General features: G+C 39.3%; 11 protein-coding genes. 7 read left to right on the top strand and 4 right to left on the bottom strand.

The window, feature by feature from the left end:
* The first annotated feature begins 49 nt into the window (after positions 1-49).
* Positions 50-325: a type II toxin-antitoxin system RelB/DinJ family antitoxin gene (locus tag GCWU000282_RS09275; protein WP_023354839.1), complete on the top strand. Its 276-nt coding sequence runs from the start codon at positions 50-52 to the stop codon at positions 323-325.
* Between the two features lie 74 nt (positions 326-399).
* Here GCWU000282_RS09275 and GCWU000282_RS09270 read toward each other — a convergent pair whose 3' ends face one another.
* The gene (locus GCWU000282_RS09270) at positions 400-1698 is read right to left on the bottom strand and encodes a UDP-N-acetylglucosamine 1-carboxyvinyltransferase (protein WP_023354838.1); all 1299 of its coding nucleotides are present in this window, start codon (positions 1696-1698) and stop codon (positions 400-402) included.
* Positions 1699-2090: 392 nt separating this feature from the next.
* Here GCWU000282_RS09270 and proS point away from each other — a divergent pair, with 392 nt between their 5' ends.
* From proS to GCWU000282_RS09250, 4 genes are all read left to right on the top strand, one after another.
* Positions 2091-3527: a proline--tRNA ligase gene (gene proS, locus GCWU000282_RS09265; protein ID WP_035040157.1), complete on the top strand. Its 1437-nt coding sequence runs from the start codon at positions 2091-2093 to the stop codon at positions 3525-3527.
* A complete protein-coding gene (locus GCWU000282_RS09260) occupies positions 3527-4738 on the top strand; it encodes a CCA tRNA nucleotidyltransferase (RefSeq protein ID WP_023354836.1) in 1212 nt (403 codons plus the stop codon). Before proS ends, GCWU000282_RS09260 begins: the two co-directional genes overlap by 1 nt.
* Positions 4728-6152: a PEGA domain-containing protein gene (locus GCWU000282_RS09255; RefSeq protein WP_023354835.1), complete on the top strand. Its 1425-nt coding sequence runs from the start codon at positions 4728-4730 to the stop codon at positions 6150-6152. Before GCWU000282_RS09260 ends, GCWU000282_RS09255 begins: the two co-directional genes overlap by 11 nt.
* 166 nt (positions 6153-6318) lie before the next feature.
* Entirely contained in the window at positions 6319-6564 is a 246-nt protein-coding gene (locus GCWU000282_RS09250) for a Veg family protein (protein ID WP_023354834.1), read from the top strand.
* A 117-nt stretch (positions 6565-6681) separates the two neighbouring features.
* Here the strand turns inward: GCWU000282_RS09250 and GCWU000282_RS09245 are convergent, their stop codons facing one another.
* Positions 6682-8466 (bottom strand): [FeFe] hydrogenase, group A, encoded by a 1785-nt coding sequence (locus GCWU000282_RS09245; RefSeq protein ID WP_023354833.1) that lies wholly within the window; start codon positions 8464-8466, stop codon positions 6682-6684.
* A complete protein-coding gene (locus tag GCWU000282_RS09240) occupies positions 8460-10289 on the bottom strand; it encodes an NAD(P)-binding protein (protein WP_023354832.1) in 1830 nt (609 codons plus the stop codon). Before GCWU000282_RS09240 ends, GCWU000282_RS09245 begins: the two co-directional genes overlap by 7 nt.
* Positions 10290-10673: 384 nt before the next feature.
* Between GCWU000282_RS09240 and GCWU000282_RS09235 the strand changes: the two genes are divergently transcribed.
* Positions 10674-11507: a substrate-binding domain-containing protein gene (locus GCWU000282_RS09235; protein WP_023354831.1), complete on the top strand. Its 834-nt coding sequence runs from the start codon at positions 10674-10676 to the stop codon at positions 11505-11507.
* A gap of 165 nt (positions 11508-11672) precedes the next feature.
* Here GCWU000282_RS09235 and GCWU000282_RS09230 read toward each other — a convergent pair whose 3' ends face one another.
* Positions 11673-13919: a leucine-rich repeat protein gene (locus GCWU000282_RS09230; protein WP_023354830.1), complete on the bottom strand. Its 2247-nt coding sequence runs from the start codon at positions 13917-13919 to the stop codon at positions 11673-11675.
* A gap of 442 nt (positions 13920-14361) precedes the next feature.
* Here GCWU000282_RS09230 and GCWU000282_RS09225 point away from each other — a divergent pair, with 442 nt between their 5' ends.
* Positions 14362-15612: a leucine-rich repeat domain-containing protein gene (locus GCWU000282_RS09225; protein WP_023354829.1), complete on the top strand. Its 1251-nt coding sequence runs from the start codon at positions 14362-14364 to the stop codon at positions 15610-15612.
* Positions 15613-15688 lie beyond the last annotated feature (76 nt).

Here is a 15688-nt window from a genome sequence, read left to right as displayed (position 1 = left end):
AATGAGGTATAGTGAATATATATAGAGAGTAAGTATAAAGGGGTTATCTATGGCTTTAGCAACTTTTAGTGTAAGAATGGATGAGAATTTAAAAAAACAGTTTGATATAATTTGTTCAGAATTTGGAATGAATGCAACCACAGCGATTAATGTATTTGCAAGGGCAGTTGTTCGTGAAAGAAAAATACCATTTGAAATTCAAGCCACAAGTACTGATACATTAAAAGCACTGGGGATGCAGACTTTTCTTGCTCTTAGAGAACAGGCTAAAGAAAATGGTGTACAGGATTTAAGTATAGATGAGATTAATGATAGTCACAGCTAATGAATTTTTAGAGATATTAAATAAGTCAAAAAAGTGATGGAAACTTCAAAATCAATTTCCATCACTTTTAATATTCATCCAACCCTTAACTTAAACTTCATAAGCTCTTTCTCATCATCTACAGGAATCTTTGCAATATCAGCACCAAGTTCCTTCAGCTTTTCTTCAAAATGCTCATAGCCTCTTTCGATAAACTCTATCTGGTCTACCTCACTTACTTCCTCAGAACAAAGACCTGCTATTACAAGGGCAGCTCCTGCTCTAAGGTCTGGAGAACTGAGCTTTGCGCCTGAAAGCTTTTCTACTCCGTCTATAATGGCGCTATTGCCTTCAACTTTGATATTTGCTCCCATTTTGGCAAGTTCATCAGTGAACTTAAAGCGGTTTTCAAATATACTTTCGGTAACTACACTTGTACCGTTTGACATAGCTAAAAGAGTGGTTATCTGAGGCTGCATATCTGTAGGGAAACCCGGATAAGGTAAGGTCTTAACATGAGTATGATTAAGCCTGTTCTTAGCACAGACTCTGATTGCATCGTCAAATTCATAAACCTCCGCACCTGTTTCTATAAGTTTTGCACTTATTGCTTCCATGTGCTTAGGTATAAGGTTTTTAACAAGTACATCTCCCTTAGTGGCAGCAGCGGCTACCATATAAGTTCCCGCCTCTATCATATCAGGTATAATGGAATACTCGCTTCCATGAAGTCTTTCTACTCCTACTATTCTGATTACGTCAGTACCTGCACCCTTGATATCGGCTCCCATGCTGTTAAGGAAGTTAGCTACGTCTACCACATGAGGCTCTTTTGCCACATTTTCCATTATAGTCTTTCCCTTTGCAAGAGTAGCTGCAAGCATGGTGTTTATTGTAGCCCCTACGCTGGATACATCAAAATAAATATGACTTCCAACCAGTTCATCTGCTTTTACCGCAATAAGGCTGTGTCTGATATCGATTTCCGCACCGAGTGCCTCAAATCCCTTGATATGCTGGTCTATAGGACGGCTTCCTATATTACAGCCGCCGGGAAAGGCAACCTTTGCATCTTTATTTTTTCCTAAAAGTGCTCCCAAAAGATAGTAAGAAGCCCTTATTTTCCTGATAAATTCATTGTCTACACAGAAATTAGTTATAGTACCGCCATTTATGCGGACGGTATGATTATCTATTCTTTCAACTATGGCACCTATTTCTTCAATAGCACTTAAAAGTACCTGTATATCACTAACATAAGGAAGATTTTCAATTTTAACAGGTTCATTGCACATAACAGCGGCGGCCAGTATGCCAAGAGCAGCATTTTTAGCTCCGCTTATGGAAACTTCACCAACGAGCGGCTTACCGCCCTTAATTACAAATTCATTCATCTTAGCCCCTTTACTAAGTCCTTTAAGGTAATGATACAAGCCTTATCTGATGCTTGTATATCTTTTAATTATAGCGAGTTAGCCGATAAGTGTCAATATTTTAGGGATAGTTTGACAAAATAGGGGCTCTGTATTAAAATTAAAAAGTTAAAGATTAACCAAAATTACAGTATTTTTCAGGTCATATCTCAGTAACTTCATGCATTTAAATATATTAAACTTATATTTACCTGTGAACTGTGATAATATTTACAGAAATATGACAAAGTAGTATATTTTAACAGAAATGCCTTTTTCACAGGATTTTGGTAAGCAGACCACAGGATTTGAGGGAATTTGAGTTTGTAAAAATTTGGAAATTATTAATAAAACATACAGAAAGAGGGAACAAAATGGCAAAAGATAAGAAAATGGTAGAGGCAATTACTTCGATGGATGAGGATTTCGCACAGTGGTATACTGATGTGGTTAAGAAGGCAGAGCTTGCGGATTATTCCAGTGTTAAGGGCTTTGTAGTGCTTAAGCCTTATGGCTTCGGTATTTGGGAAAATATCCAGAAGACTCTTGACAGTGCATTTAAGTCTACAGGAGTAGAAAATGTATGCATGCCGCTTTTGATTCCCGAGAGTCTTATAAATAAAGAAAAAGACCATGTTGAGGGCTTTGCGCCTGAAGCAGCCTGGGTAACTCATGGAGGCTCCGAAGAGCTTCAGGAACGTCTTTGTGTGCGTCCTACCTCAGAAACACTTTTCTGCGATTTCTATTCAAAGGATATCCGCTCCTACAGAGATTTACCTAAGGTTTATAATCAGTGGTGCTCGGTAGTCAGATGGGAGAAGGAGACCAGACCTTTCCTTCGTACAAGGGAGTTTTTGTGGCAGGAAGGACATACTGCACATGCAACAGAGGAAGAGGCGCAGGCAAGAACTATTCAGATGCTCAATGTTTATGTGGATTTCTTTGAAAATGAACTTGCAATTCCTGTTATAAAGGGACAGAAAACCGAAAAGGAGAAATTTGCGGGTGCTGTTTCTACCTATACCATAGAGGCGATGATGCATGACGGTAAGGCTTTACAGTCAGGTACCAGCCACAACTTCGGAGACGGATTTGCAAGAGCCTATGACGTAACATTTACTGATAAGGATAACAGTATTCAGTATGCACACCAGACTTCCTGGGGAGTAAGTACCAGAATGATAGGTGCAATTATTATGGTGCACGGAGATGACAACGGACTTGTGCTTCCGCCTAGAATTGCTCCTACACAGGTTATGATAATTCCTATTATGCAGAATAAGGAAGGCGTGCTTGAGAAGGCTAATGAGCTTAAAAACAGACTCAGTGCAGACTTCAGAGTTAAACTTGATGACAGTGACAAGACACCGGGCTTTAAGTTTGCGGACCAGGAAATGCGCGGTATTCCTGTAAGAGTAGAGATTGGTCCTAAGGATATAGAAGCAAATAAATGTATAGTTGTAAGAAGAGACAACAGAGAGAAGACAGAAGTTTCCCTGGATGAACTTGAGACGAAACTTGCTGAAATACTTGAGAGTATACAAAAAGACATGCTTGAGAGAGCAAGAGCACACAGAGACAGCCATACTTACAGCGTTACAACCTATGATGAGTTTAAAGAAACTATTGCTAATAAACCGGGCTTTATAAAGGCACACTGGTGTGAAAGCAGAGAATGTGAAGATAAGATTAAAGAAGATACTTCTGCTTCAGCAAGATGTATTCCTTTTGAAGATGGTAATTCCGAAGGAGTCTGCGTATGCTGTGGTAAGCCTGCCAAGAAGCTGGTTTATTGGGGAAAGGCATATTAATGCATATTAAATTGCCTGCAAAGGTAAAATATATAATATCAAGACTTGAAAAAAACGGCTATGAAGCCTACGCAGTCGGTGGCTGTGTTAGGGATTCCATCTTGGACAGAATCCCTGAGGACTGGGATATAACCACTTCTGCAAAGCCTGAGGAAGTAAAGAAACTTTTCCCGGCTACCATAGATACAGGCTTACAGCATGGGACAGTAACCGTAGTCATAGAAAAAGAAGGCTACGAGGTCACTACTTTCAGGCTTGACGGAGATTATTCAGATGGAAGGCATCCCGACAGGGTTGCCTTTACATCGTCTTTGACAGAAGACTTAAAAAGACGTGATTTCACCATCAATGCTATGGCATATAGTGAAATCACAGGGCTAATAGACAGATTTGACGGTGAGAAAGATCTTGAAGACGGTATAATCAGGGCTGTAGGTGATGCCGAAGAAAGATTTTCGGAAGATGCGCTCAGAATGCTTCGCGCTATACGTTTTGCGGGACAGTTAAACTTTGATATAGCAGAAAAGACTTTTGATGCCATAAAAAAGCTGTCACCTAATATTTCAAAAGTCAGCGTTGAAAGAATTGCTAAAGAGCTTGAAAAACTTCTTTTGTCGGGAAATCCTGAATATATAGGTCTTGTATATGAAGCCGGTATTTTTGAGGTTATTGCCCCTGAAATAGCTGCGCTTTTTGATAAAGGAGAGATTTATAATTCGATAAAGGCAGTCAGTTGTACTTCATATCCCGAAAAAAAGGAACTATATCAGATAAGAACAGCTCTTTTTCTTGAAAGGCTCGGAGCAGATAGTGCGGCTAAGCTGCTTAAAAGATTTAAGCTGGATAACGATACTATAAATACAGTGAAAAAACTTATTGGATTACTGCAAAGAGAGGTAGAAGCTTCAGCTCTTGAAATGAGAAGGACTGTTAAAGAAGCAGGGCATAAGATAATGCCGCTGCTTTTTGAAGCAAGGCGGGCAAAAGCCCTCACTGACAGTTCCAAGCTTTATGAAAACCTCCTTGTAAGAGGAGAATGTACCGATATTGCAGGACTTAAAGTAAACGGAAAAGACCTTATGGAAGCCGGTATTCCTAAGGGTATTATGATTGGACAGACACTTGAGAGATTGTTGGAACTGGTTATAGAGAACCCTGAATTAAACACCAGGGAGGGCTTGCTCTCGGAGGTAAAAAATAATGAAGAATAACCGCATACTGCCTATACTGGTTATATTGTTATTAACCGGTCTGGGCGTATTCATAGGAATCAAGACTATTTTAACCACAAATCAAAGTGCTCCTCTTGTCACCTCCCATCCTGAGGTAGTTGCAGTTTCCTCACAGCCTGCTATTGAAACCGGAAATAAAAAGAAGATAACAGCGGTGCTTAGGGGAATAGATAAGGAAGGTGGCAGAATAGGCGTTTATCTCACAGATACAATGAAAGAGACCAGCTTTCCTTATGACCTGGCTACTTCCGTAAAGAGTGTAAATGATCAGGAACTGGTGATGGCGGAGTTGCCGTTTGGAAGCATTCTGGATCTGGAAGTAAATGATGAGACAGGGATTTTATCCAAGGTAGCTGTAAGTAAAGAGGCCTGGGATTATAAGGGTGTAAGGAACTTACAGATAGATGAGGTGCTCTCCAAAATGCAAATCGGAGAAAGCAACTTTATGTATGATGCCGGTCTTACTGTAATAAGCGGTAAGGACAATGTGAGTCTTAGGAATATTGATACTTCAAAGGACATACTTGAAGTTCGCGGGATAGGTGAAAAGATACTTTCTATAAATATTACAACAGGTCACGGAGTGCTGGATTTCACTGATTATGATGATTTCTTAGGCGGAACTGTTGAAATAGGTTATGATGTGTTTGATGACATATCGGATAATATGAAGTACGTACTTCGTGAAGGCAAGTATAAGGTAATAATGAAAAACGGGAAGCTTTCCGTAAATAAAATTATTGATATAAAAAGAGACAGAACGGAAGTCCTGAAGATTTCAGATTTTACCAAGGAAATGAGCAAAAGCTCAGAGGTTACTTTCAATCTTTCTCCAAGCAGTTCTTCTATTTACATAGATGGCAGGGAAGTGGACGCTTATAAAAAGCTTGAACTTGATTACGGCGAGTACATGGTCAGGGTAAAAGCTGAAGGCTACGTAGGCTGGGAAAGGGTAGTAAACATATCAAAACCTAAAACTGTTATGAGCATTGCCCTGGCTCTTAAAAAGGAGAAGCCTGAGGAAGAAGATAAGGATGATGACGGTATGGCAGAGCCTGATACTGATTTGGAAGGAATAAACGTGGACAACACAGATGACTCTGAAGAAGATGAGAGCAATAATACTCCGTCAGAGAATAAGGAAGATGAGGAAATAAAGGTGCGTACAGACAGTACCAAGACTATTTCCTTTAGAAAACCTGAGGGTGCAACCATATCCTTTGATGGCAGGGTAATAGGTGATGCTCCTTGTGAAATAACCAAGGTAACGGGTGAGCATGAGATAACATTGAAAAAAGACGGATACGAGACTCAGACCTTTACCGTGAATATCGAAGATGACGGAGAGGATGTTGTGTTTAGTTTTCCGGAGATGGTTAAAGCGAGAGAATAAATATTATAGATTGTGAACATGTGAGTTTCGTCTAATTTGACTTTTACCTATAAACATGGTATGATAACAAAGTGAGTATACAGGCACACTTGTATACAAAATGTATGTTGCATATCCCGATGTTATCGGGGTTAGGTTGATAGCTTAATAGTTTGGAGGCTTAGTCATGGGAAAAGTTGATGTAAAGGCAGTCCGTAATGCAGTATACCGCGCCATCGGAAGTAGGGTTGTAGTTAAAGCCAACAGAGGAAGGCATAGATTTGATGTGAATGAGGGAGTGATTAAGGAGGTTTACCCTCACTTGTTTATGATTCAATTAAATGACAGTGAAGATGATACAGCTAAAACCGTATCTTACACTTATACAGATATTCTTACAAAGGATGTTCAGTTACAGCTTTGTGTAGAATAAAACTAAATTAAAATTTTATAACCCTTATGTAAGGCTATTCACTCTTATAGAGTTTATATCTTACATAAGGGTTATTTTTTAAGGATTAAACTATATGTTTATGGCTAATAAATCGAGTTATACACATCTTTCTCTCACTATATACCCGTTTCTGTCCCTTCTTGGACTCTTAGGCATTTCCCAGGCAAAATGGTCTGTGTGAAGTACATTATGAGCTTTATGTGAATTAGGAGTTCCAAAATAATTCTCATAAAGTGTCTTGATATCCGGATTCTCGTGTGAATGGCGTACCTTGGCATTTGCATCAAGGAAATAAAGGTTCTTGCCACGGGCAAAAGCCAGTTCCTCACCGTCATGGATAGGCTGTCCGCCTCCGCCTACACAGCCGCCCGGACAAGCCATAACTTCTACAAAGTCATATTTCTTTTCCCCGCGGTCGATTTCCTCCATGAGCTTTCTTGTATTAGCAAGTCCGTTTACAACAGCTATACGGAGATTTGTATCCTTAAGGCTGAATGTAGCCTCTGTAAGTCCTGTCTTCTGAGATTCAGCTCTTACCACCTTGAAGGCATCAGGAGGACAATTTTCGCCCATAAGAGAGTGATAAGCAGTTCTGAGAGCAGCCTCCATAACACCGCCGGTAGCACCGAAGATTATACCTGCACCTGTAACATCATGGAAAAGATGGTCAGGCTCGGCATCTTCAAGAGTTTCAGGAAGGATGTGGAAGGCTTTAATCATTCTTATAAGTTCTCTTGAAGTAAGTACGCAGTCTGTGTCATATCCTGCGTATTCTTCGTGGAAGAATTCCATGTTTCGCTCGCCTTTTTTAGCTACACAAGGCATAATGGCAACAGAATATATATCCTCGGGAGCAACTCCGATTTCCTTTGCAAAATGGGTTTTCATAACTGCTCCAAACATCTGCATAGGTGATTTCGCAGATGAGAGCTGGCCTGTCAGATGTGGATAATTGCTCTTAAGGAAGCGTACCCAACCCGGACAACAGGAGGTAAACATAGGTTTTTCCGCAAGCTCTCCGTTTGAAAATCTTGCTATGAATTCGCTTGCTTCCTCCATTATGGTAAGGTCGGCTGAGAACGCGGTATCAAATACATAATCTACGCCGATTTTCTTCAGGGAATCAAAAATCTTACCAACAGTAGCTTCGCTTAAGTCAAGGCCGAGACCTTCTCCCCAAGCCGTTCTGACAGCAGGAGCCACCTGAACCACAACAACCTTCTTCGGATCGGCTATAGCTCTTAAGAATTCCTCTGTGTCATCTCTTTCTTTGAGAGCACCTACAGGACAGTGGGTTATACACTGGCCGCAGAGAGAACAGTCAGCTTCAGCTATTGTTCTGGCACCGGATACATTGATGGTTGATCTTGCACCTGTACCTTCAAGAGTCCAGATTCCAAGCCCTGCAATCTTGTCACATACCTGTACACAACGCATACATTTTATACATTTTTTAGAATCCCTTATAAGCGGGAAGGTTTTGTCCCATTCCTGAATCTCAAGGCGTTCCTCATAAAGGGTATCTGTAATATTTAAATCATTTGCAAGAGTCTGGAGCGAGCAGTTTCTGCTTCTTACACAGGTAGCACATTTACAGTCATGCTGTGAAAGTATCATCTGCACGGTTCTGCGCCTTGCAAGTCTGACTCTTGGACTGTTGGTATAGACTACCATACCTTCTTCAACCTCATTGTTGCAGGCTGTTACAAACTTGTCATTACCCTCTACTTCCACGATACAGACACGACAGGCTGCTATTTCATTGATTTCCTTTAGGAAGCAAAGGTGTGGAACAGGTACTCCTATACTGAAAGCCGCATCCATTATGGAAGTGCCTTCAGGTACAGTTACATTTTTTCCGTCTATAATTAAATTTACCATATCTTCTCACGACCTCCCTTGAATATTCCAAAGCCATAGTGATCACATCTGAGACAGCGACCGGATTCCTGACAAGCTTCTTTTTTATTCATGCAATTTTCAACTCCGTCAAAATCCTTAACTCTCTCTGAAGCTTCTCTTTCTGTAAGTTCAACTCTTCCGCAGGCAGGATGATCTTCCTTGCTGGGGATAGGGATACTTACATCACAGGTTATCTCATGCCTGTAACCCAAGAATTCGTCTATGTTAGCAGCCATAACCTTGGCTGCGGCAATGGCTTTTATAACTGTGGCAGGACCGGAAGCGCAGTCACCGCCTGCAAATATTCCCGGAAGTCCGGTAAATCCGCCGTTTGGCATGGTAAACATCTTACCTTTTTGAACAGGAATTCCTTCATCTTCATAATACTTGGTTTCAATATTCTGTCCTATAGCTACAATAAGAGTTTCACAAGGGATAAATTCATCAGGCTCACCCGTTGGTATTACACTGGCTCTGCCATCTTTAATTTTGGATATCATTTGAGGAGTTACCCAAACACCCTTTACATGACCGTTTTCTATCTCAAGTCTTGAAGGAGCTTTCAGTGTAACCATTTCAACACCTTCCGCCAAAGCTCCCTCTATTTCGGCAGGAAGGGCAGTCATATCAGCTATTCTACGTCTGTAGACACAGCTTACTTTCTTAGCTCCGAGTCTTACAGCGGTTCTGACTGCATCCATAGCCACGTTTCCACCGCCGATAATAGCTACATTCTGACCGGTTAAATCATCATACTGTCCTATTCCAACATTTCTGAGGAATTTAACGGCAGACATAACACCACCGGCATCTTCACCTTCAAGACCAAGCTTCTTATCTGTAGATGCACCTATGGTTATAAGTACGGCATCATACTCTTTCTTTAAGTCAGGGAGAAGGAGGTCAACACCGAGTTTAAGCCCGTATTTTACTTCTACGCCTGTAGCAAGAATAGCATCTGTATCTTCTTCCAGTCTGTCTTTTGGAAGGCGGTAATTAGGTATACCGTATCTTAACATTCCGCCAAGTTTAGGGAGCATTTCAAAGACAGTAGTCTGATGTCCCATAAGCTGTAAATAGTAGGCAGCAGAAAGACCTGAAGGGCCTCCGCCTATAACGGCAATTTTTTTACCAGTTGAAGGTGCGCAGGGAGGAGGTGGTACCTTCCCTGCCATATCGGCAGCTACACGCTTAATTCCTCTGATATTGATGGCATCATCAACCATATTTCTTCTACATTTTTCCTCACAGGGATGTTCGCAGATGAAGCCGCAGGTAGTAGGGAAAGGATTGTCCTTTCTTATAAGCCTTATGGCATCTGCATAACGTTCTTCCTTTACAAGGGCGAGATATCCCGGCACATCAACATGGGCAGGGCAGAGGGCAACACAAGGAACAGGCTGCTTTGTCTGGCAGTTACAGCGGCCGTTTCTGATATGTTCCTCAAAATCATCACGACAGGTGGTTACAGCCTTATATACCATATTTGCGGCTTCATAGCCTATTGCACAGTCAGCTGTTTCAGATATGGATTTTGCAGTCTCCTCTATGAGAGGGATGATGTCCATAGTTGCATTTCCGTTCAACACAGTAGTCATAAGGTGCTTCAAATGAAGCAGTCCCACACGACAGGGAACACATTTGCCACAAGTCTGTGCATGGCACATTTCAATAAAAGCCCTGGTGATGTCTACAGGGCAGAGTCCCGGAGGGCTTGCCTCTATTCTCTTGTCTAAAGTTCTGTACAGGTCTTCGATTACAAGTGTCGCTCTGTCCGGTGTAAAGATTTCCAAACGGCTCATTTTACCTACCTCCTGGTTTTACCATCATATTTTTGGGGCTGATAATCGTACTTTGTAAAAATGTGCAAAAAATACAGATTAATACTTCAAAAACTTCACAAATACATATATTAATCGCGATAATTTAATTGTACAAAATAGCTAATGGAAAATCAAGAATAGTTAAAAAATAGACAAATAAATGAAGTGATTTATAGCAATGGTTGATAATAATTATCAATTAGTTGAATTTTTGATAGCTTAAACCGGTATTTTTTCTTGTAAACTAAGTTTACATATGTTATATTTTACAAAGCACTACAAAATAGATTATAAGAACTTTATATGCTGAAATAAATATAGGTGTAATATTTCATTTGATAAAAGGATAGGATGTGAAAATATATGAAAAAAAGTATGTTAGCCATAGCTGTTATGGTGGCATTAGTGTTTAATGCCTGCGGAATACAGTCAAAAAAAGATGATAGGCCGATTAAATCTGAAAAGGCGGTAAATACAAGTCAGAATACAGCGACAGAATCTGAAAAGCCGGAAGAGACAAACTCTTCCGGCAAAAAGACAAAGGAAGTATATAACTGCTGTGGTTTTATAACAGATACGGGTGTGACGGTAAAGCTGGGAGGAACCAAAGGAAGAGGACTTATAGGAATGGTTAAACTCCTTGATAATGCGAAGCAGGACAAGACAGTAAACGGATATGATTTTAAAGTGCTTTCTACAGCAGAAGAGCTTGGTGAAAAGCTGTTAGGCGGTGAACTGGATATGATTATCTTACCTGTGAAAGCGGGGGCTAAACTTTACGGTGAAAAAGACAGCAGAGTAAGAATGCTTGTGACCGGTGAGATTGATATCAGTGAGAAGCAGAAAAAGTCGGATAATAAGAAAAAACGTATTATAACAGGAGCTTTCACTACTGAAGATTATATTAGGGAAAATAAAAATGCAGTTGATGCATTTCTGGGCGATTACAGGTATTCTGCTGTATGGATTACCAATAAAGAAAATATAGAAGAGGCTGTAAAATTGATCGAAGAATATGATGCAGCAAAAGCTGATAATGTAGACAAAGTTGTATCTTCAGGGGAAAAAGCCTGTCTGATAGGGGAAAAAATGAAATCTGTAACTGAGGATTATCTTCTTACAGCTAAAAAGAAGGGAAAGAAAGCAAAGGCGAAGTTGCCAAAGGATGAGTTTTATTATATCAAAGAGACCAAATAATCGAAAGAATGTTAAGTTTTTTACATTAAGAAAACAAGTAAGATATGAAATATATGATTTGCTCCGGGGAGAGAAGAGCAGCATATGGGCTGTCACATCAAGAATTAGTGTGACAGCCCATATTTTAGTATAAAACTTATGTGAAAGTCAGTAATCAATTACAATCTATCTGATTTTCTTTTTTACAACAAGACCTAAACCGATAAGAGCAGCGCCAAGAAGTATGAATCTGCTTTCGTTACTTCCGCCGGTCTTAGGAAGTTTACCAAGAGGAGCCTTGGTATCATTGACGTCTACTTCGTCTTTATTATCTGCAATCACGTTCTTGCCTGTGTTTGCATTTCCGCGAGGGCTGGTATCATCAGAAATATCCGTTGTATCTGTGTTTGCGTCGCCACGAGGGTTCGTGTCATCAGAAACATCGGTTGTATCTGTATTTGCATCACCGCGAGGAGTATTCTGACTATCTACATCAACTGAAGGAGTTGAAGGCTGCTCCGGTGAAAGATTAGGTTCGGGGGTAGTAGGATTACCGGGATTTGGGCCCGGTATAACAGGACCGACATTGGTATTTCTGTAATTTAGAGTGATAACCGTCTGCTTATACCCTACTTCATAACCGTCTCCATAAGCTACATCAGATACTATGGATGTATTAGCAGGATCTAAAGTCACTTCATAATCATTATCACTTCCAGTAACCTTTGTAAGCCAGCTCTGAGTAACGGGATTTGTTGCAAACTCATATCCTGTAGGAGCATTAGGCAGGGTAAACTTAATCTTATCACCGAGCTTGAAGTTGGCGGTATCTGTTACTAAAGCTGAGTGTGTTGTGACCTGTATGGAACCGTCAGATACAGTTCTGGTTCTTTGTACTTCTATGTTTGTAACAGGTAAAACAGTGCCGTACTGGTCTTTTAGTTCGAATTTTACAGCTACAGGATTAAATACATAGAATTTGCCGTCATCAAGTCTATTATTGGTCTCATATGTGGTCTTATCAGCATTAAGTCTGTATAAAGCAACTTTATTGGTACCCTCTGTCCAGCCCTTATTATCAGCAAAAGCACTTGAAATATTATATTTTTGTCCGTTAATATCATATTTTAAGACATTTATGTAAGCAGGGAAATTTAAGCTTCTAAGCAGTCCGTTTTTAAAAGCATTTGGACTTATAGTGTTATCTTCGCTTTGTCCGAATGTTCCGCGGCTGCCTGACTTAGGGTTGGCGTACTCAAATTCTATATTTTTAAGAGCCTTTGTATTGCGGAAAGGAGAAATTTCAAATCCCCAACTGTTCAGATTACTTACTTTCTCAATAGGATTGTTTTCAAAAGAATAGTGTCCTATAAGAGGAGCATCAGGACCAAAATCGACGCCGGTTATTTTATTGTTTGCAAAAGAGCGGCTGCCCATTTCTCCCATATCTTTAGGGAATGTTATTTTTCCTGTAATAGAGCATCCGTTAAAAGCCTCACGATCGATCTGGTTTATTCCTTTGCCATCGGCATCCAGCTCAAATTCAAGTTTAGTTAAGTTTTTATTATCTTTAAATGCATATTTATAAATTTTTGTTACATTCTTAGGAATTTTAATTTCTTTTATATCATTATTCATAAAAGCATGTGAGCCGATAGCCCAAATACCTTCAGGAAATTCTACTTTTTCAAGTTTGTTGTTGGCGAACATTCCGTAAGCTATCATTTTTCCCGCAAGTGCCGTATCAATGTCCCATCTCCTTGCACCGAAACCATTTCTGGGATCCACATTAGCATAACTTCCGAAGTCAACGGAAGAAATCTGGTTATCGGCAAAGACCATACCATAGATAGTCGTAAGACTGTCAGGCAGGGTAACAGAGTTAAGCTTATTGTGCCTAAAACACTCTTCATGGAGCAATTCCAGATGCTCAGGCAACTTAAGGTCTCCGGTTAATCCGGAACTAAAGAAAGCTTTCTCATTTATCTTTTTAAGTTTCTTTTCTGCATCCGGAGCACCGAAAGTAACAGAAGTAATAGCTGAGTTTGAGGCAAATGCACATTTTCCGATTTCCTGAATGTTCTCAGATAATTCTAACTTAACGTCTTTGCCGGTGAATTTTTCTCTAAATGCATTGTCGGCAATCTTTATTGCAGGCAAGGTAGCAGGAAAATGAAGAATAACGGAATCATGTCCGGGTGTATTTAATTTGGCATTACCTGCTGCTGTAAGGCCTTTAACTTCATTACCTTGTACATCAAAATCAGCAACCTCATTAATAAGAAGAGGTTCAGCTGCCTGTACAGATAGGACATTACCGAAAGGAAAAGATTTCTGTGGGAATGTTACAGAGGTCATGGAAATAGAAACAGCAGCTACAAGAGCAATTGCGGTTCCGCCGACAAGGTGTCCGGTCTTGATTCGTTTTTTCATAGCTTATTACACTCCTTTTCTGTTATTTAATTTTTGTATTCTGTTTAGAACAGATACTATCAATAATCGTATATTAACTAATAATAATATTATTGTCAAACAAAAATTATAGTTAATATAACTTGTTTAGGTACTGAAAAGACAGGTGGGTACTGTGATTATTTTTGCAATAAATAGAAAATGTCTGTAAAACTTCAATGATGGATATTTTCAGAAAAATAAACAGTTGATGATTGATAATATTTTCATATAAATACAGTAAAATATTGTATTTATCTATAATTATTGAAAACTATCTGAAAAAAGGCTACAATAAGCCTTGCTTTTGGATATAATTTGTGAAACTTATCGGATATGGCTTTAGTTTACAAGCCAAAATACCTTAATAGCAAATGAAGCCGGTTCAACCTTTGATGCATCTAATTATGCAGCAGTATTAAAAATGCTTACATTCTCTTCAAGTGATATCCCTTCGGGTGGTGATATCAGATATTCAGCCGGCTCAATCAGTGATTTAGCCCCTCTTAAAGATTTGAAGAAGTTGGAGTTTTTAAGGTTATCTCACAATAATATTGAGGATGTTACCCCTCTTAAAGACCTTACAAACCTAAAGCATCTCTATATTTCACACAACAGAATTGCAGATGTAAGCTCTTTAGGGAAACTTACAGACCTTGTGGATTTTGATATTTCCATAAATTATATTGCAAATGTGGATGTAGCAAAGAACTTTAGTAAAATGACCATGTTTAATGCTATCAGAAATAAGATTACGGATATATCAGCTCTTGAAAAAATCACAGGTTTGAAAATACTCAATGAGAAGAAGAATGATGTAAAGGACATTGACTGTATTAAAGATTTGGTAAAACTTGAAACTCTTAACCTTGAGGATAACAAAAACCTTGGAGATATCAAGGTTATTAAGAATTTCCCGGAGTTAAAAGAGTTGAACTTAAATAATTGCGGAATAGATGATTCAGATACTGCAGGTGATATTTTTGCAGGTCTTACAAAGGCTACTGAGATAGACCTTAGCAACAACAGATTAACAAGTGTTGATTTCTTGGCAAACTGTACTGAGCTTGCTAACCTGTATTTAGACAACAACAGGCTTACAAACCTTGATGTACTTAAGGACAAGACAAAGCTCAAGATGCTTAGATTTAGCGGAAATGAAGTTTCTGATATAACACCTCTTTCAGGGCACACCGGACTTGAGAGCCTAAGATTTTCAAACAATAAGGTGGAAGATATTTCTGTGGTATCAGCTTTTACAAAACTTGGAAGTATAGAAATTGCTGGTAATAAGGTTTACAATTTTGTCCCTCTTGCAGGCATGGAAGGAATTTACACACTTGTTATTAATGGACAGATTGCCGAATATAAAGGTGAAGCTGCCGGTGTAAGTGGTTCTGTTGCAGAAATTGAATCACAGGTTAAGGGTTTGGATTTAATCGGAGCTGCTAATATTAAAGTTCTTACAAGTGACAGCAATATTACAGCTACCTTAGCCGGCTCAAAACTTAAACTGGAGTTAAATGAAACCGCCCTTGAAGAATTAAAGAACAGCAGAGAAAAGAAAATTGACCTTACTTACAGTTTCAGGAATGAAAAAGACTTCAGCTATTTATCGGTTCCAGAAGGAGAACCTAATAATAGCATAACAGTTACAGGGATTGTACTAAAGTAAGCTATTGAAACGAGTAAACAGCTTGAATCAAATGTAAAAGCTGTCACAAAAATTAAGGTTTAGTATATAATCCCGC

Source organism: Catonella morbi ATCC 51271 (assembly GCF_000160035.2).
GTDB lineage: Bacteria > Bacillota > Clostridia > Lachnospirales > Lachnospiraceae > Catonella > Catonella morbi.
The sequence above is the reverse complement of the archived record's forward strand: the minus strand, read 5'-3'. Positions and strand labels throughout refer to the sequence as shown.